The following is a 16,340-nucleotide window of genomic DNA, read 5'->3' as shown; positions in this document are numbered from 1 at the left end:
AAAACAAATATATCTTAAAGGAGTCTAAATTACCTAATATAAGATGTTGAGTGAGTTGGGTCTGACAGATACTTGCACCTGTTGGCCAGAGTCGACAGGTTCACCATCAATGTGGGCAATGGAATTGGGTGATTCGATCTTAAGTGACTGGAATAAGTATGAATCGCAATACTTAGAAAGGTGAATTTTTTTATTGAATACTTTACTGATCAGGCCAAAGATTGACCAAATAGGAAATGGTTTTATGATGACCAGATTGAGCAACCCGTCATCTGTACTGGCAGTTGGAGCAATGTAGGCGTTATTTCCAAATTGAGAGGCATTCGCAAAGGCGATTAAAAATGCTTGGGTTATAATTTTCTTTTGATCCAAAGTAATTGTGTAGTTCTCAGCTCGATATGTGAAGAAATTTCGAATGGATAGCCAGGCATAAGTGAGAAGTCCTCTTTTTCCGAACTGGTCAAATGCTTTGGCCACAGTAGCATCAAATCCTAATCCAGCCACACACAAGAAAAGTTTTTCATTTAGCAGGCCAGTGTCAATTGAATGTAATTGGCTCGCACTTAATTTCTTTATTGCCTTAGCTGGGTCTGTAGGTATCTTGAAGTGTCTCGCAAGACCGTTGCCAGAGCCTCTAGGGATGATGGCCAGAGCGGAAGATGTATTTATTAGTCCTTGAGCTACTTCGTTAATAGTTCCATCACCACCCACGGCACAGATGATGTCAATTCCTCGGCCTACAGCCTCTCTTGTGAAAATAATAGCGTCTCCTTGTGCTTGAGTGAAACGGATGTTGTAATTGAATCTGGTAGAGTCCAGGTTGTCCGAAATCAACGATTTCCAATCAAACGATTTTCCACTGCCAGAAACTGGGTTGATTACAAAAAGAATCTGCTGTTTGGGCATGATGTACATGGGCATAAATTTGGTCAAACCAAAATCGAGTGGCAATAATAGATATAGGGGATGAAAATAGGGAAATTATAAGAAGAATTAATTTGTAATTACGATATATGTAACAACATATATATTTTCACGTTGAAAAAATCATGAGTGTAGAGATAGTAAGCAAACATCATCAAGCTCAAGGAGCATTTGATTTTGGCAGGATAAGAGAAAACAAACCCATAGGATTTCCTCATGAACAAGGAGGTATCAGATCTATTTCTAATTTGTTTTATTGGGCGCACGCTTGGTCAGATACTGGTGGATTGATAGATACACACCCTCATCAGGGATTTGAGATTATGTCTTATGTATTAAATGGAAAGATTTCCCATTACGATACCAAATATGATCGCTGGTTGGATCTGGACGTAGGTGATGCCCAGGTAATCCGAGCTGGAAATGGTATTTCTCATGCGGAAAAGATATTGCCGGGTGGGGAATTCTTTCAAATATGGTTTGATCCAGATTTGACTAAAACAATGAAAAAGGAGGCCTCCTATTCAGACATTAAGGCTTCGGATTTCCCGATAAAAGAAACGACGAATGGAACTGCAAAAACAATAATTGGAGAAGGATCTCCTATGCAGATTGATTCGGAGAAAATTGTGATAACGGAAATTTCTAATATTTCTGGAAACTGGGAAATGTCTCTTGATAAGGACTCACTATATACAATATATGTATTGAAAGGGGAGGGGGAAGCAGAACAAGGAGCGTTGTCTCCCAATGATTTTTTAATTGTGAAGGGCGAATCTCAGTTAAAGATTGAATTTGCAACGGAAGCCAAACTTTTCATGATTCAATCCCCAACGGAAGTTTCTTATAGAACTTATGCAGAAGGGCAGACTTTATAGGTAGATAAAAAGGCTCTGAATATTACCTCAGAGCCTTTTTGGTTATTTCTTTTCGCCTCTCTTTCCACCGAACTGTACAGCCAATCCTAAACCGATAATATTTTTGAATTGCCATTTGTCAGTCTCAGTAGTCAGGTCATTCTCACCTGTCAATGGATCTAATTCGTAAAACTTGATGTCGTAATCATATATGATCTGATTGTATATGTTCGCTGACAGCCAACCATTTACTTTTAATGTGAGTATGTTTTCCCAATTCACGTCAATCTTGTCTGGATGTTCTAGGTAATCAGAGAATAAAAGTAGGTTAGTAGTGTAAAGGACATTAGAAACGATTTCTTTGTTGAAACTGGCCTTTAAACTCATTCCTAATTCTGCTCGAAATTTCTCTCCAGGATCTACTCCAAAGGCTCCCGCTGTAGAAAGGGAGTCATCTTGCACGAATGTGAATTTGCCAGTGATAGGGCTAATAGCAACATTAAAATAGTCGTTGGGTCTATAATCGATACCTATGGAGGTCATCAAATATCCAGGCGAAATAAATTTAGATATGGGACGATTTTGATTAGGGTCATCCTCCACATTGTAACCTTTCGCAAATTGTGTTCTGAAATCGGCTGTGGCATTGTAGTACCAATGATCATTGCTGCTAGTCAATTTTTTTCCAAAACTTGAGGTCAATACCATTCTATCATCTGCTTTTTTTTGTGCAGATCGTGCCTCTTTGATCCATCCAATACCCATATCAATTGTATTTTGCCATAATATATCTCTCTTTTTGTAGTCAAATATATAGTTGAAATAGACTGCTCCAGCTATGGTATTGCTACCTCCTGCAGACCAATTCGTAAGAGTAGCCTGACTAACGTTAGCTCCGAACTTCCCACCTTTGTTCCAGTAGGTAGTATCTGTTTGGGCATATAATGTGGCTGGCAATGAAAGAATAATTGCAAGAATAAACGGCTTCATAAGTATAGATTTAATTAATTGTTTCAATAAGAGCGAAATTAGAAAAAAACAGAAACTCTGGACTTACTGATATATTAATCATAGGAATTCACTTTGGCGTCTTCTTCTTTTAGTACTCTCCTTAGGATTTTACCAACATTGGATTTAGGTAATTCGGAAGTGAATGCTACATGTTTCGGACATTTGTATCCAGTAAGAATTTCATGAGCGTGTTCCTTTATTTCTTCTACTGTCAATGATTGATCTTTTTTGACAATGAAAACCTTTACTGCTTCAGTGGATTTTTTATCTGGAACGCCTATGGCTCCCACTTCTAGTACTTTTTCATGTCTTGCAATTGCGTCTTCCACCTCATTGGGATAAACATTGAACCCTGATACCAAGATCATTTCCTTCTTTCTATCTACTATTCTGATAAATCCATCCTTGTCAATAGTGGCGACATCACCTGTTTTGAACCATTCTCCGTTCATCACCTGATCTGTATCAGCTGGGCGTTCCCAATATCCCTTCATTACCTGAGGCCCTTTGGCGCAAAGCTCACCAGGCTCACCTTGCGCCACTTCGTTGCCATCATCATCAAGCATTTTGATTTCAGTACTTGGGATAGGAAGGCCTATGGTTCCCACTCTATCAGTGCCATCGAGTGGATTGATAGTAAGGACGGGAGACGTTTCAGTCAGACCATACCCTTCTGCTAGTGACGCGCCAGTTGTTTTTAGCCATTTTTCTGCGACTATTTTCTGAACAGCCATGCCACCACCAAAAGCAACCTTAAGTTTAGAAAAATCTAACTCGGCAAATTTTGGCTGATTAAGTAATCCATTGAATAACGTGTTTACGCCAGTGATTACAGAGAATTGGTGCTTGCCCAATTCTTTTACAAAACCAGGCATATCTCTAGGGTTGGTGATCAGTATGTTTTTTGCGCCAAGTTTAAACATCACCAAGCAGTTGCAAGTCAATGCAAATACATGATAAAGCGGCAGAGCAGTAATGACAGTTTCTTTGCCTTCTTCTAGCATGATACTCATCCAGGCACACACCTGTTCTAAATTGGCCACTAAGTTTCTATGTGTGAGCATGGCGCCCTTGGAGACACCCGTGGTTCCACCAGTATATTGTAAAAACGCAATGTCCTCGCCCTTTAAATCCACTTTGTTGAATTGGCTTGATTGTCCCGTTTTAAGGGCACTGTTAAAGTTGATTGCCATAGGCAATGAAAATGGCGGAACCATTTTTTTAATTCTTTTTACTACAAAATTGATAATGGGTCTTTTAAGTCCTCCCAGTAAGTCACCAATTTCTGTGGTAATAACTGTTTCTATAGAAGTGTAAGAAATGATCTCTTCCAGATTGCATGCAAAATTTTCCAGGATCACAATGGCCTTGGCTCCAGAGTCATTGAACTGGTGCTTCATTTCATCTGGAGTATAAAGTGGGTTGGTATTTACTACTACCAGTCCACACTTTAATGCAGCAAACATGGCAATAGGATATTGCAAGAGATTAGGCATTTGTATGGCCAGACGATCTCCTTTTTTCAGATTGGTGTGGTTTTGTAAAAAGCTGGCAAACTGATCAACCTTCTGGTTGAATTCATGATAAGTAAGACATTTGCCCATGTTTTCCATGGCTGGCCTGTCACCATATTTTTCAAAACCAACTTCAAAGAGGTGCGGAAGTGATGTGTATTCGTCTGGGTTGATCGTATGAGGAATTCCTTTAGGGTAGTGTTGAAACCAAGTGTGCGTAGCCATTTTGTTTTGTTAATGCTTGAAGATCAATTTCACCAATTTGCCTGATGAAAATATAAAAATCTTCTAAAGATGCTTAATGAGAGTGGAATTATCAAAAAGTGAATGATACTTTTAAAGCTCCAGAGGCTATAAATGAAAAAAGTCTGGAAAACCAGACTCTTTCATTAAACAACATTAACCCAAAAATGATAGCTGTAGGAGAAGGATTCGAACCTTCACGGAGAGGTTAGTCTCAAGTTGAGATTTGTCCCAGTTCCCCACCCCCGAGAGAGGAGGGCATGGCTGCCTGTTTCATCACCCTACAGTATTAAACAAAAGAACGTCTTTTTGTTTGTTTTGATAATTCAAAGGTAGCAATTCGGTCTGAATATTGAAAATATTTCATTAAAATGAATGAATAAATATATTATTTTTACTTTATTGACGTTATTGTTGATAATATCGTAAATTGGCATTGATTTAAGGTGCTGAAATTGCGAATTATACATCGTTAACGATAAAGATTTGTCAAAACGCCTTTTATGGGGTGAAAAGAGCCAAATGAAAAAAGTCTGGAAAACCAGACTCTTTCATTAAACAACATTAACCCAAAAATGATAGCTGTAGGAGAAGGATTCGAACCTCCACGGAGTAGTTAGTCGCAAGGAGCGATTTATCCAAAATCTCCACCCCCGAGATAGGAGGGCATGGCTGCCTGTTTCATCACCCTACAGTATTAAACAAAAGAACGTCTTTTCGTTTGTTTTGATAATGTAAAATTAAGAAAAGGGCTGATATATTAAAAATATCACATAAAATAGCTCAAATATTTACATATCATTTAATATATTATTAATATTGTTGAATAATTACTAAAATCAGTATTGAATCATGCCAAAAAATTATGAAATTGATGATGTGGATTTGAAGATCCTTTCCCATCTCATGCTGGACGCAAAGACGCCTTATACTGAAATAGCCAAGAAAGTATATGTTTCTGGTGGAACGGTACATGTGAGGATGAAAAAAATGGAAGAATTGGGAGTAGTGAAAGGCACAACTCTTCAGTTGGACTATTCGAAACTCGGTTTTGATGTGACGTGCTTTTTAGGAATATATCTTCAAAAAAGTTCTTTGTACGATACAGTGGTAGAGGAACTCAAAGGAATTCCTGAAATAGTAAAAATCCACTATACCACAGGTAACTATAATATCTTCATCAAGATTCATTGCAGAGACACCAATCATCTGAGAGAAGTCCTACACGATAAGATTCAAAAAGTAGAGGGAATTGATCGTACAGAGACATTTATTTCTCTGGATGAAAGCATGAGCCGTCCTATCCAATTGGGATAAATTTCTCCTTAATTATTGTGGTTTGAGTCAAGGCAGTTATTTTTGGCTCAAACAGCACAATAATGAAAAAAGCCCAAATAGGAGAAAAAACATTTGAGATAGAGCAAGAGCAGGATGAATACATACTCAATGGCCAGCCTTTCACATTTGATCTTGCCAAATCTGGAAATGGAGATCTCCATTTCCTTGTAGATAACAAGTCATTTCAGACCAAGATCATTTCTGTTAATAAAGAAGAAAAAACAGTTGATGTCAAAGTGAATAACACGCCTTACACAGTTAGTGTCAAGGATAATTTGGATCTTTTGCTAGCCAAGCTTGGCATGGAATCAGTGGGTCAGGCTGGAGCCAGTGATGTGAAAGCTCCAATGCCAGGGCTGATTTTGGAAGTATTGGTATCAGAGGGGCAAGAAGTGAAAAAAGGAGACCATCTCCTGATTCTTGAAGCCATGAAAATGGAAAACGTGATTAAAAGTCCAGCAGACGGGGTGATAAATGGTCTTCATGCTACAAAAGGAGAAAGCGTAGAAAAAGGTAAAATTTTACTTTCCTTATAAATACCATGTGTCAATTTCCCTCCTATCTTTGTGAAATTTTTGTTTAACATGATAATCACAAATCACTGATGAAGTACAAGAGAATATTGCTCAAGCTAAGTGGAGAAGCACTTATGGGAGATAACCAGTATGGTATAGATGCTGCCAGACTTGAACAATATGTAAAGGAAATTAAAGAGGTCAAAGATCTGGGTGTTGAAATAGCTATTGTCATTGGTGGAGGAAATATCTTCAGAGGGGTACAAGCAGAAGATTCAGGCATTGATAGAGTACAAGGTGATTACATGGGCATGTTGGCCACGGTTATTAATGCCATGGCCTTACAGTCAGCACTTGAAAAAACAGGATTGTATACCAGATTGATGTCTGGTATTAAGATAGAGGAGGTTTGTGAGCCCTTTATTAAAAGAAGGGCGGTACGGCATTTGGAAAAAGGAAGAATAGTGATTTTTGGAGCAGGTATTGGGAATCCATATTTCACTACTGACTCTACAGCTAGTTTGAGAGCCATTGAGATGGAAGCGGATGTTGTGCTCAAAGGAACCAGAGTGGATGGCGTATATACAGCTGATCCCGAAAAAGACCCCGCTGCTACCAAATTCCCGAGCATAAGCTTTCAGGATGTCTATGAAAAAGGCTTGAATGTGATGGATATGACGGCGTTTACACTTTGTCAAGAAAACAACCTGCCAATCATTGTGTTTGACATGAATAAAAAAGGAAATTTAAAAGCGATTGTTGCGGGCGAGGAAGTAGGAACTTTGATCTCCTAAAAAGAATTTGTTGAAATTATTATCTTTGAAAGAATCACGGAAAATATAATATATAGTCATGGAAGAAATTGAAATGTATTTGGAAGAAGCCAGAGAACTAATGGATAAGTCTGTAAAGCACTGCCATCAGGAGCTCAGTAAAATTCGAGCAGGCAAGGCCATGCCAAATATGTTGGATGGTTTGATGGTGGAATATTATGGCGCAATGACTCCCATCAATCAAGTGGCAGTGGTAAGCACACCAGATGCGCGTACCTTGTCTGTTAAACCCTTCGAAAAAAGTATTATCACTGATATTGAAAAAGCCATAATCAATAGTGATTTAGGCCTTAACCCTCAGAACGATGGAGAGCAAATCAGAATTAATATTCCTCCTTTGACTGAGGAACGTAGAATAAACCTGATGAAGCAGGTGAAGGCAGAAGCCGAAAATGGAAAAATTAGTATAAGAAATGTAAGAAAGGATACCAATGACTCATTGAAGGCACTGGTGAAAGAAGGTACATCAGAAGATGCAGTGAAGGGTGCCGAGGGTGATGTGCAAAAATTGACTGATAAGCACGTGGCTCAAATTGATGACTTGGTAGTAGCCAAGGAAAAAGATATTATGACGATTTAATTATCGATAGAATTTTTTTCTAACGATAAATTCTTCGACTTCAGTGGGCACTAGATATTTGATCGAGTGCCCATTTTTTATGTTAGAACGAATAAAAGTAGCTGATATATCCAACAAGGGTGCCTCTACGAAATGGATACGATCAGTTATCTCAATTTGAGGCTTCTGAGCTCCTGGCCTAGGGTATACCAATAATTCGTGATGTTCTAAAATGGTTTGATAGTTCTTCCATTTGTGAAAGGAAGCTAGATTGTCTCCACCAATGATTAGTGAAAACTCCTTGTCTGGATGTTTTTCAGAAAGGACCGCCAGGGTGTGTGCGGTATAGCTAGGCTTGGGTAGGTTAAACTCTATATCAGAAGTTCGAAATTTAGAATTGCTGGCTATGGCAGCATCTACCATATCTAGCCTGTCAAATTCGTGGAGTAAATTGTTGTTCTTTTTAAATGGATTCTGTGGGCTGATGACAAACCAAAGCTCATCTATATGAATACTGTCCAACATAGTTTGGGCAATAATCATGTGTCCAATATGAATGGGATTAAATGAACCAAAAAAAAGTCCGACTTTCATAAGTCTAAAGTTATTTCAAAAAGTCACTAATCAACTTTTTGGCATTCTCAAACGAATCTTCTAGCTTATCATTGACAAGCGTCACGTCAAATTTATTCTCGAATGACATTTCAAATTTAGCCTTGTAGAGTCTTCTTGATAAACTGGCTTCATCTTCTGTCCCTCTATCCTTGAGGCGCTCAGCCAATACACTTTCATCCACAACTTTCACAAAAATTGAAATTGCATCATTACCAAAGTACTCTTTCAAACTGATGCCACCTTTTACATCTACATCAAAAATCACGTGATGACCTTTTTCCCAAATTCGTTCTATTTCTGATTTAAGTGTACCATAGAAATTGCCTTCATAGACCTCTTCCCACTCAATAAATTCATTGTTATCAATTTTATTCTTAAACTCTTCAGGAGTTAAAAAGTGATAGTCTTTGCCATTAGTTTCCGACCTTCCTCTTCTATCTCTAGTAGAAGCAGAAATCGAAAATTCAATGTTTGGAAATTGAGAAAGGATGTGTTTAACTATGGTTGTTTTTCCAGACCCTGAAGGCGCTGAAAATATAATGGCTTTGCCTTTTTGCATGTATTAAGCAGATTTTGCGATTTTGGTTTTTATTGCATCGGCAAGACCTTCAGGTACCTCTTTGCTTGCCAGTTTCAATTGCACGAGTTTTTTTATTTCTTGATCTAAATTGTAGTGTTCCAAACATTTCAGACACATGTTGAGATGTCTTTTTAAATATACCTCTTGAGATCGACTGGCTTGTCCGTCAAGTACCATTTGGACTAAGTCCAGATACTCAGTGCATTTGGCCATTCCTGTTCGGAATTTTATCTCACGTACCATTTTTTTTAAACTCACAATCGCCGCAAATCTAATTAATTAATATCCCATGCTCTGTGCATAGGACTGCAATTTTTCTTTTAGCAAATTCCTTGCTCTATGCAATCTTGATCTGACTGTACCAATGGGTATATCCAAGATTTTGGCCATTTCTTCATAGGTAAACCCTTCCAGATCGCATAGAATGATTACAGTGCGAAAATCAACGTCCAGAGAAGCTAGGGCATTTGTGATTTCATCTCCAATAAGATTTTTTACTGTATCTATTCTCAAGTCTGTAGTTGCAGATTTTTGTGTGCCCTCAGAATTGTAATAGCCTTCAACTTCCTGATAATCTACTTTCGTAGGTTGCTTGCTTTTTTTACGAAAATCGTTGATAAAACTGTTTTTCATGATCCTGAACAGCCATGCTTTTGCATTAGTTCCCTGATGAAAGGAATTAATAAATCGGTAAGATTTCATGAAGGTATCTTGCACAAGATCCTTGGCATCATCCTCGTCATAAGTGAGGCGGTGCGCAAAATTGTACATGGCACGGATATGAGGCATAAATTCTTCATTGAAGATTTTGTCCTTTACCCTTGTGGAATAGTTATTTTTGGTCGGTGACTCTTCCATTTTTTTTGATTGACGTTCAAATACATGTATGAACACACAATCCTACGTTCTTAAATTTATACGGTTTTGTTGAGTTAATAAATTTATTCAATGACTTAACTCAGTTTGCTTATAAAAAAAGGCCACATTGTCTTAGTAATTACGAAGACAAGTGGCCTTTTGGATTTGCTTTTCAGCAAAAATTAGTATCTATAATACTCAGGCTTGTATGGGCCTTCTGGAGTTACACCAATATATTCTGCTTGATCTTTACTTAATACATCCAGTTCCACACCAATTTTGGATAGGTGCAATCTTGCAACCTTCTCATCTAGATGTTTTGGCAACATATATACCTTGTTTTCATAGGCATCTGTGTTGTTCCAAAGTTCCAATTGAGCCAAAGTTTGGTTGGTAAATGAATTGGACATTACAAAAGAAGGGTGGCCAGTGGCACAACCTAAGTTCACCAATCTACCTTCCGCCAACAGAATAATTTCTTTTCCTTTTAAATCATACAAGTCTACTTGTGGTTTGATTTCCGTTTTTGTAGCATTTGCATTCAACCAAGACACGTCGATCTCATTGTCAAAATGACCAATGTTACAAACGATAGTTTTGTCTTTCATTTTTTCGAAATGACGACCAACCACGATGTCTTTGTTTCCAGTTGTGGTTACAATAATATCAGCTTCTTCTACTGCATTATCCATCTTCTTCACTTCAAAACCGTCCATGGCGGCTTGCAACGCGCAGATTGGATCTATTTCTGTTACAATTACTCTTGCACCTGCACCTCTCAATGAAGCGGCAGATCCTTTTCCGACATCACCATATCCGGCTACGAGGGCTACTTTCCCAGCCATCATTACATCCGTAGCCCTTCTGATTGCATCTACCAATGATTCCTTACATCCGTATTTGTTGTCGAACTTAGATTTAGTAACTGAATCATTGACATTGATTGCTGGCATTGGCAACGTGCCGTTCTCTTCTCTTTCCTGAAGTCTGTGTACACCAGTAGTAGTTTCTTCCGACAAGCCTTTAATGTCTTTAACCAGTTCAGGGTATCTGTCCAAAACCATATTGGTCAAGTCGCCACCATCATCAAGAATCATATTCAATGGCTTGCCACCTTCAAATGCAGTCAAAGTTTGTTCGATACACCAATCGAATTCTGTCTCGTTCATTCCTTTCCAGGCATAAACTGGAATATTTGCAGCGGCTATGGCAGCAGCAGCATGATCCTGAGTGGAAAAGATGTTGCACGAAGACCAGGTTACCTCAGCACCTAGTTCAATCAAAGTTTCGATCAAAACGGCAGTTTGAATCGTCATGTGAAGACATCCTGCTATTCTGGCACCTGCTAATGGCTTGCTTTGTCTATACTCTTCTCTAAGCGACATCAATCCTGGCATTTCTGCTTCTGCCAATTTGATTTCTTTTCGACCCCAATCGGCCAGGTTAATATCTTTTACCTTGAATTTTGATGCTGTATCTATCATTGCTTTATATTTTCAATTTGCGACTGCAAAGTTAAGTGTTTAATTGATGACGAAAAAACCAACGTGTTGGTTCATTTGTAGGCTACTTCCTTAAAAGCGAACTCATGGATCATTTCGTTTTCTTGAATTTGTAGCAAACCACTTGGTGAAATCCCAACAATTTTCCCTTCAAACATCCTGCCCCCAGTTTCATACTTGCCTACTTGGTCGAACAAATATAGGCGCCTCAAATATTGCGTTTTGAGTGTTTTCAGCTGGCCGCCTTTTAGTTCGAGATACTTCTTTTCTAATTGAATCAGTATTTGCTCAATAATGTCATTGATTTCTAATTCTTCACCTGTTATGTCAATCATAGAAGTGGCGTGAAGATTAGAAAAGTGAGTTTGATTCAAATTGATCCCAATGCCTACAATAGAATTTTCAATCCTTGAACCTTTTAGTGTGTTTTCTATAAGAATGCCTCCGAGCTTTCTATTTCTATAGTAAATATCGTTTGGCCACTTGATTTTTAATTCTTTCCCCAATATTGGAAACAAAGCACCATGAATAGCCAAAGTAGTAATGAGGTGTAGTTGAAACTGATTCTGAGCTGATATGGCGGTTGGTTTTAATATTACCGAAAATGTGGCGTTTTTTCCAGGTTCACTTTCCCAGCTATTACCCCTTTGGCCTCTGCCATTGCTTTGGTCTTGGGTAATAATTGTAGTGCCTTCGATTTGCAACTTTTCTTTCAATAGATCAGCAGCCATGTCATTGGTCGAATGACAATGTGACAGAAAAAGTACCTTTTTTCCAAGGAATTGAGTTTTGGCAAAGAATTTATGCAACTTATATTGGTTAATTTTGTGGTAAATTTAGAGACAAAGCATGACAGTAATTAAGGAAGCTCAAAATTCTAAAATCTTGAGTGATGCAGTGATACAGGGAATGAAGGAATTGAAGGCTTCTGATATAGTACTGATTGATTTGCGAAACATAGGTAATGCTGTTGCTGATTTTTTTGTAATTTGCTCTGGTAATTCGGACACACAAATTGACGCCATTTCTGACTCTGTAGAAGAAGAAGTCTACAAAACCACTTCAGATAACCCGTGGAGAAAGGAAGGGAAGGAAAATAGAGAGTGGATATTGATGGATTATGCCAACGTAGTGGTGCACATCTTTAGGAAAGACCGTAGAGAATTTTATTCCCTTGAAAAGCTGTGGGGAGACGCGATCATCACTTCTATCGAAGAATAAAACTAAATCAGCAGTAAGGCGTTAGAAACAATTTTATAAATAATTAATAATGGCGGATAAACCGAGAAAGAATAGTACAAATCAGCCCAACAAGCCCAATTATCAAATTTGGGTTATACTAGGCCTTATGGCCTTTATTTTTGGCATTTCGTACTTTTCGAACAATACTTCTGCAGTTGAAATTTCTTTCAAAAGGTTTGAGCAAATGGTGCTCAGCAATGATGTTGAAAAAGTAACACTGATAGGTAATCAAAAAATAGTAGAAGTTACCCTCAAACCTGAGGCGTTACAAAATAGCAAATACAAAATCCAGCTTGAGCAGCAAAATCGTTTTGGTGTTGAGTCTACTGGTCCCCAGTACTTTTTCAAGATTGAAAGCATTGACATCTTTGCCAGTAAGAAAAAGGAACTTGATGCGCAACTCAAGCCTGGGAATGATTATGAATATTTGGTAGACGATCGATCAGACTATACGCATATATTCTTGAATTCGGGATTCTTTATCATCATTATATTGGGCTTCTGGCTCTTGATGAGAAGAATGACTGGTGGTGGAGGCCCTGGTGGTCAAATATTTAATATAGGGAAATCCAGAGCTGCTCTTTTTGATGCTGAAAACAAAGTCAAAATCACCTTTGACAATGTGGCTGGGCTGGATGAAGCCAAAGAAGAAGTAAAAGAAATTGTAGATTTCTTGAAGCACCCTGCTAAATTCACCAAGCTTGGGGGTAAGATTCCAAAAGGAGCTCTACTTGTTGGCCCTCCTGGTACTGGAAAAACCTTGTTGGCGAAAGCTGTAGCTGGTGAGGCTGCTGTGCCTTTTTTCACCCTATCGGGCTCTGATTTTGTGGAGATGTTTGTGGGAGTGGGAGCTGCGAGAGTGCGGGATCTCTTTAAACAAGCCAAGGAAAAAGCACCTTGTATTGTATTTATTGATGAAATTGATGCCATTGGCCGATCAAGGGGTAAGGGTCAAATGCCAGGATCTAATGACGAAAGAGAAAATACATTGAACTCCTTGCTCGTAGAGATGGACGGATTCTCTACTGATTCTGGTGTAATCATTTTGGCGGCAACAAACCGTCCTGACGTATTGGACTCTGCATTGTTGAGACCAGGGCGATTCGATAGACAAATTAGTATTGACAAGCCAGATATTGTAGGTAGAGACGCGATTTTCAAAGTGCATTTGGGACCTATCAAGTCAGATAAAGATGTTGATTCAAGAAAATTGGCAGCTCAGACTCCAGGTTTTGCTGGAGCTGAAATCGCAAACGTCTGTAACGAAGCGGCACTGATAGCTGCCAGAAAAGATAAGAAGGCGGTTGACCTTAAGGATTTTCAAGATGCCATTGATCGTGTGATAGGTGGATTGGAGAAGAAAAGCAAAATCATATCCCCTGAGGAAAAGAAAATTGTGGCCTATCATGAGGCTGGTCATGCAGTGGCGGGCTGGTATCTAGAGCATGCAGATCCTTTGGTTAAAGTTAGTATCGTACCAAGAGGTTATGCGGCACTTGGGTATGCGCAGTACTTGCCAAGAGAACAGCATCTGCACCAGACCGAGCAGTTGATGGATGAAATGTGCATGGCTCTTGGTGGTCGAGCTGCCGAGGAAATTGTCTTTGGTAAGATATCCACTGGTGCGTTAAGTGATTTGGAGAGAATCACTAAAATGGCCTACAGCATCGTGACTGTTTATGGTATGAATGAGGCCATAGGTAACATTTCATTTTATGACAGCAAGCAATCTGAATACAACTTTAATAAGCCATATTCTGAGGCAACTGCCGAATTGATTGATAAAGAGGTTAAGAAGATTGTAGATGAGGCCTATGTCAGAACTAAAAATCTTCTCAGTGATAAGCGAGACCAATTAGAGAAAATTGCTACTGAGCTTCTTGAAAAAGAAATTATTTTTCAGGCAGATTTAGAGGAGTTGATTGGCAAAAGACCTTTTGAAAAGGACACTAATTATGCCGCATTCACGAATGGTGCCTTGGGCCCGAAGGGAAGTGAAGAAGTTAAAAACGAAAAGGCCATTGAAGAGCTAAAATCAGAGATAAAATCTGAGGTGGAGAGTGAAGAAGAGGACACTACATCCACTCCTGAGAATCTGGAGGAAACAACAGAAGATTCTAAATAAAACAATAAATTGGGGCTATGATTCATAGCCCCAAATTTTTTTCAGATGAATAATTCACTATCTGAATTAGAAAAAAATAAGAAAGTCTATTTTGCCAGTGACTTTCATTTGGGTGTACCCAATCATCAGCAATCCAGGCAGAGAGAGAAGATCATCGTGCAGTGGTTGGATTCCATTTCCAAAGATGCCAAGGCTGTCTTCCTGTTAGGAGACGTATTCGATTTCTGGTTTGAATATAAGCATGTGGTACCCAAGGGATATGTGCGATTGTTAGGTAAGTTGGCTGAGCTTGTGGATCTGGGAATAGAAATCATACTCTTTTCAGGCAATCATGATCTCTGGTTGAAAACCTATCTGATTGATGAAATAGGAATAAAAATCTTTCATGAACCACAAACTTATCAAATTAGGTCTCATTCGTTCTATCTAGCACATGGTGATGGGTTAGGGCCAGGTGATAAAAAATTCAAATTTTTCAAAAGAATATTTAGCAACCCAGTTTGTCAATGGTTGTTTAAGTGGCTCCACCCAGATATAGGGGTTGCCTTAGCGAAACAGTGGTCTTCAGGAAGTAGATTGGCTCAGGAGAGGGAATCATTAGAATTTTATGGAGATAAAGAATGGTTGATTATTCATAGTAATCAATTAGAGAAGGAGCAACACCATGATTATTACATCTATGGTCATAGACATATCTCTGGAATGCACGCCTTGAACAATGACTCCACCTATGTAAATCTTGGGGAGTGGGTATTTGGCAGTTCCTATGGAGTTTATGATGGGGAAGATTTCAGGCTCAAGTCATTTTCCAAATGAAAACCGTCATTACATATTTCTTGCTTTGGGTTCCTCTTTCCCTGGTAGCTCAACCTTGGGAACTGGTGAAAAAAGTGTCACATCATAATATTGATCTGTGTACGCTCGATCAGGCAGGAAATATCTATGCAACAAACTTTCAAGGGACGGTTTCCAAATACTCAAATGAGGGAAACCTGATACTTGAATATTCTCCTTTGCAAGTGGCAAGTATTCATGAGATAACTACTAGTTCACAGCTGAAAGTGACATTGTTTTATAAAGACCTTCAGGAATTGGTCATACTTAGTAGATATCTGTCATCTCCTATTACCTACAGGTTGTCGGATTTTAACCTTGGCTATGTAGAAGACGTAGCGCCCAACTTTCAACAGACACTTTGGGTGTTAGACATTTCAGATTTTTCAATTAAGCTGATCGACCCTGGTACAAATCGTTTGCTCGAAAGAAAATCGCTGGCTCAGGTGCTTGATCAGCATCAGACCGAAATTTTATCCTTTCATGCACACCAAAATAGAATGTACATCATTGACAAGTCTTCTGGCGTGCTGGTCTTTGATAATATTGGAAATTATCTCTTCAAGCTACTGTCCGAAGCACCCTTATCTGTAGGGTTTGATAAGGACTACATGTACTATGAAAAGGATGGTTTTTTGAATCTTATACATTTGTATGAAGGCGAAAATGTCAAGCGGAATTTAGGCGATATTAAATTTTCAAAAATGGTCTACTCTAATGATCGACTGATAGCCATTACGCCTCATGGATTCAATATATATAAGTATCTTAGCCAGCAGTAAGTCAGCGA

The 16,340-nt window shown here is 38.7% G+C and carries 18 protein-coding genes; 9 read left to right on the top strand and 9 right to left on the bottom strand.

The window, feature by feature from the left end; all coding sequences use genetic code 11:
* Nucleotides 1–33 precede the first annotated feature (33 nt).
* Nucleotides 34–921, bottom strand: a complete 888-nt coding sequence (locus tag B9A58_RS07720) for a diacylglycerol/lipid kinase family protein (RefSeq protein WP_139793791.1) — start codon at nucleotides 919–921, stop codon at nucleotides 34–36.
* Nucleotides 922–1,049: 128 nt separating this feature from the next.
* On the opposite strand from B9A58_RS07720, the gene B9A58_RS07715 reads away from it, so the two are divergent.
* On the top strand, nucleotides 1,050–1,802 hold the full coding sequence (locus tag B9A58_RS07715; protein WP_084371878.1) for a pirin family protein: 753 nt from the start codon (nucleotides 1,050–1,052) through the stop codon (nucleotides 1,800–1,802).
* 42 nt (nucleotides 1,803–1,844) lie between these two features.
* Here the strand turns inward: B9A58_RS07715 and B9A58_RS07710 are convergent, their stop codons facing one another.
* Together B9A58_RS07710 and B9A58_RS07705 are read right to left on the bottom strand one after the other, a co-directional pair.
* Nucleotides 1,845–2,771, bottom strand: a complete 927-nt coding sequence (locus B9A58_RS07710) for a DUF3078 domain-containing protein (protein WP_084371877.1) — start codon at nucleotides 2,769–2,771, stop codon at nucleotides 1,845–1,847.
* Between the two features lie 74 nt (nucleotides 2,772–2,845).
* Nucleotides 2,846–4,531 (bottom strand): AMP-binding protein, encoded by a 1,686-nt coding sequence (locus B9A58_RS07705; protein ID WP_084371876.1) that lies wholly within the window; start codon nucleotides 4,529–4,531, stop codon nucleotides 2,846–2,848.
* 870 nt (nucleotides 4,532–5,401) lie between these two features.
* Between B9A58_RS07705 and B9A58_RS07700 the strand changes: the two genes are divergently transcribed.
* The 4 genes from B9A58_RS07700 to frr all read left to right on the top strand — a co-directional run bounded on the left by B9A58_RS07700 (nucleotide 5,402) and on the right by frr (nucleotide 7,815).
* Nucleotides 5,402–5,866, top strand: a complete 465-nt coding sequence (locus B9A58_RS07700; protein ID WP_084371875.1) for an Lrp/AsnC ligand binding domain-containing protein — start codon at nucleotides 5,402–5,404, stop codon at nucleotides 5,864–5,866.
* 62 nt (nucleotides 5,867–5,928) lie between these two features.
* Nucleotides 5,929–6,423: an acyl-CoA carboxylase biotin carboxyl carrier protein subunit gene (locus tag B9A58_RS07695; RefSeq protein WP_084371874.1), complete on the top strand. Its 495-nt coding sequence runs from the start codon at nucleotides 5,929–5,931 to the stop codon at nucleotides 6,421–6,423.
* A gap of 68 nt (nucleotides 6,424–6,491) precedes the next feature.
* Nucleotides 6,492–7,196: a UMP kinase gene (gene pyrH / locus B9A58_RS07690; protein ID WP_084371873.1), complete on the top strand. Its 705-nt coding sequence runs from the start codon at nucleotides 6,492–6,494 to the stop codon at nucleotides 7,194–7,196.
* Between the two features lie 58 nt (nucleotides 7,197–7,254).
* Nucleotides 7,255–7,815: a ribosome recycling factor gene (gene frr / locus B9A58_RS07685; protein WP_084371872.1), complete on the top strand. Its 561-nt coding sequence runs from the start codon at nucleotides 7,255–7,257 to the stop codon at nucleotides 7,813–7,815.
* Here the strand turns inward: frr and nadD are convergent, their stop codons facing one another.
* The 6 genes from nadD to B9A58_RS07655 all read right to left on the bottom strand — a co-directional run bounded on the left by nadD (nucleotide 7,816) and on the right by B9A58_RS07655 (nucleotide 12,158).
* Nucleotides 7,816–8,388, bottom strand: a complete 573-nt coding sequence (gene nadD, locus B9A58_RS07680; RefSeq protein WP_084371871.1) for a nicotinate (nicotinamide) nucleotide adenylyltransferase — start codon at nucleotides 8,386–8,388, stop codon at nucleotides 7,816–7,818. It abuts the gene before it with no gap.
* 10 nt (nucleotides 8,389–8,398) lie between these two features.
* Nucleotides 8,399–8,968, bottom strand: coding sequence for a guanylate kinase (gmk, locus tag B9A58_RS07675; protein ID WP_084371870.1), 570 nt, complete (start codon nucleotides 8,966–8,968; stop codon nucleotides 8,399–8,401).
* A gap of 3 nt (nucleotides 8,969–8,971) precedes the next feature.
* Nucleotides 8,972–9,202: a hypothetical protein gene (locus B9A58_RS07670; protein WP_176214715.1), complete on the bottom strand. Its 231-nt coding sequence runs from the start codon at nucleotides 9,200–9,202 to the stop codon at nucleotides 8,972–8,974.
* A 66-nt stretch (nucleotides 9,203–9,268) separates the two neighbouring features.
* Complete coding sequence (locus B9A58_RS07665) at nucleotides 9,269–9,847, bottom strand: sigma-70 family RNA polymerase sigma factor (protein ID WP_084371868.1); 579 nt, start codon at nucleotides 9,845–9,847, stop codon at nucleotides 9,269–9,271.
* Between the two features lie 182 nt (nucleotides 9,848–10,029).
* Nucleotides 10,030–11,331 (bottom strand): adenosylhomocysteinase, encoded by a 1,302-nt coding sequence (gene ahcY, locus B9A58_RS07660; protein WP_084371867.1) that lies wholly within the window; start codon nucleotides 11,329–11,331, stop codon nucleotides 10,030–10,032.
* A gap of 71 nt (nucleotides 11,332–11,402) precedes the next feature.
* Nucleotides 11,403–12,158, bottom strand: a complete 756-nt coding sequence (locus B9A58_RS07655; protein WP_084371866.1) for a biotin--[acetyl-CoA-carboxylase] ligase — start codon at nucleotides 12,156–12,158, stop codon at nucleotides 11,403–11,405.
* Between the two features lie 40 nt (nucleotides 12,159–12,198).
* Between B9A58_RS07655 and rsfS the strand changes: the two genes are divergently transcribed.
* From rsfS to B9A58_RS07635, 4 genes are read left to right on the top strand one after another with little or no spacing between them, the layout of a single operon-like run.
* The gene (gene rsfS, locus B9A58_RS07650) at nucleotides 12,199–12,570 is read left to right on the top strand and encodes a ribosome silencing factor (protein WP_084371865.1); all 372 of its coding nucleotides are present in this window, start codon (nucleotides 12,199–12,201) and stop codon (nucleotides 12,568–12,570) included.
* Nucleotides 12,571–12,619: 49 nt separating this feature from the next.
* On the top strand, nucleotides 12,620–14,716 hold the full coding sequence (gene ftsH, locus B9A58_RS07645; protein ID WP_084371864.1) for an ATP-dependent zinc metalloprotease FtsH: 2,097 nt from the start codon (nucleotides 12,620–12,622) through the stop codon (nucleotides 14,714–14,716).
* A 45-nt stretch (nucleotides 14,717–14,761) separates the two neighbouring features.
* Nucleotides 14,762–15,532 (top strand): UDP-2,3-diacylglucosamine diphosphatase, encoded by a 771-nt coding sequence (locus tag B9A58_RS07640; RefSeq protein WP_084371863.1) that lies wholly within the window; start codon nucleotides 14,762–14,764, stop codon nucleotides 15,530–15,532.
* Entirely contained in the window at nucleotides 15,529–16,332 is an 804-nt protein-coding gene (locus B9A58_RS07635) for a hypothetical protein (RefSeq protein ID WP_084371862.1), read from the top strand. The genes B9A58_RS07640 and B9A58_RS07635 overlap by 4 nt, the downstream gene beginning before the upstream one ends.
* The last annotated feature ends 8 nt before the right edge of the window (nucleotides 16,333–16,340 follow it).

The sequence above is a fragment of the Reichenbachiella faecimaris genome (assembly GCF_900176375.1).
Taxonomy (GTDB): Bacteria; Bacteroidota; Bacteroidia; order Cytophagales; family Cyclobacteriaceae; genus Reichenbachiella; species Reichenbachiella faecimaris.
This window is presented reverse-complemented; position numbering and strand designations above follow the sequence as displayed.

Bases quoted from the DNA above. Each gene is read 5' to 3' on its own strand.
- gmk (WP_084371870.1), bottom strand. From the start codon at position 8,968: ATGCAAAAAGGCAAAGCCATTATATTTTCAGCGCCTTCAGGGTCTGGA.
- B9A58_RS07710 (WP_084371877.1), bottom strand. From the start codon at position 2,771: ATGAAGCCGTTTATTCTTGCAATTATTCTTTCATTGCCAGCCACATTA.
- B9A58_RS07715 (WP_084371878.1), top strand. From the start codon at position 1,050: ATGAGTGTAGAGATAGTAAGCAAACATCATCAAGCTCAAGGAGCATTT.
- B9A58_RS07670 (WP_176214715.1), bottom strand. From the start codon at position 9,202: ATGGCCAAATGCACTGAGTATCTGGACTTAGTCCAAATGGTACTTGAC.
- B9A58_RS07635 (WP_084371862.1), top strand. From the start codon at position 15,529: ATGAAAACCGTCATTACATATTTCTTGCTTTGGGTTCCTCTTTCCCTG.
- B9A58_RS07720 (WP_139793791.1), bottom strand. From the start codon at position 921: ATGCCCATGTACATCATGCCCAAACAGCAGATTCTTTTTGTAATCAAC.
- B9A58_RS07700 (WP_084371875.1), top strand. From the start codon at position 5,402: ATGCCAAAAAATTATGAAATTGATGATGTGGATTTGAAGATCCTTTCC.
- frr (WP_084371872.1), top strand. From the start codon at position 7,255: ATGGAAGAAATTGAAATGTATTTGGAAGAAGCCAGAGAACTAATGGAT.
- B9A58_RS07705 (WP_084371876.1), bottom strand. From the start codon at position 4,531: ATGGCTACGCACACTTGGTTTCAACACTACCCTAAAGGAATTCCTCAT.
- ahcY (WP_084371867.1), bottom strand. From the start codon at position 11,331: ATGATAGATACAGCATCAAAATTCAAGGTAAAAGATATTAACCTGGCC.
- rsfS (WP_084371865.1), top strand. From the start codon at position 12,199: ATGACAGTAATTAAGGAAGCTCAAAATTCTAAAATCTTGAGTGATGCA.
- B9A58_RS07640 (WP_084371863.1), top strand. From the start codon at position 14,762: ATGAATAATTCACTATCTGAATTAGAAAAAAATAAGAAAGTCTATTTT.
- B9A58_RS07665 (WP_084371868.1), bottom strand. From the start codon at position 9,847: ATGGAAGAGTCACCGACCAAAAATAACTATTCCACAAGGGTAAAGGAC.
- ftsH (WP_084371864.1), top strand. From the start codon at position 12,620: ATGGCGGATAAACCGAGAAAGAATAGTACAAATCAGCCCAACAAGCCC.
- B9A58_RS07695 (WP_084371874.1), top strand. From the start codon at position 5,929: ATGAAAAAAGCCCAAATAGGAGAAAAAACATTTGAGATAGAGCAAGAG.
- pyrH (WP_084371873.1), top strand. From the start codon at position 6,492: ATGAAGTACAAGAGAATATTGCTCAAGCTAAGTGGAGAAGCACTTATG.
- nadD (WP_084371871.1), bottom strand. From the start codon at position 8,388: ATGAAAGTCGGACTTTTTTTTGGTTCATTTAATCCCATTCATATTGGA.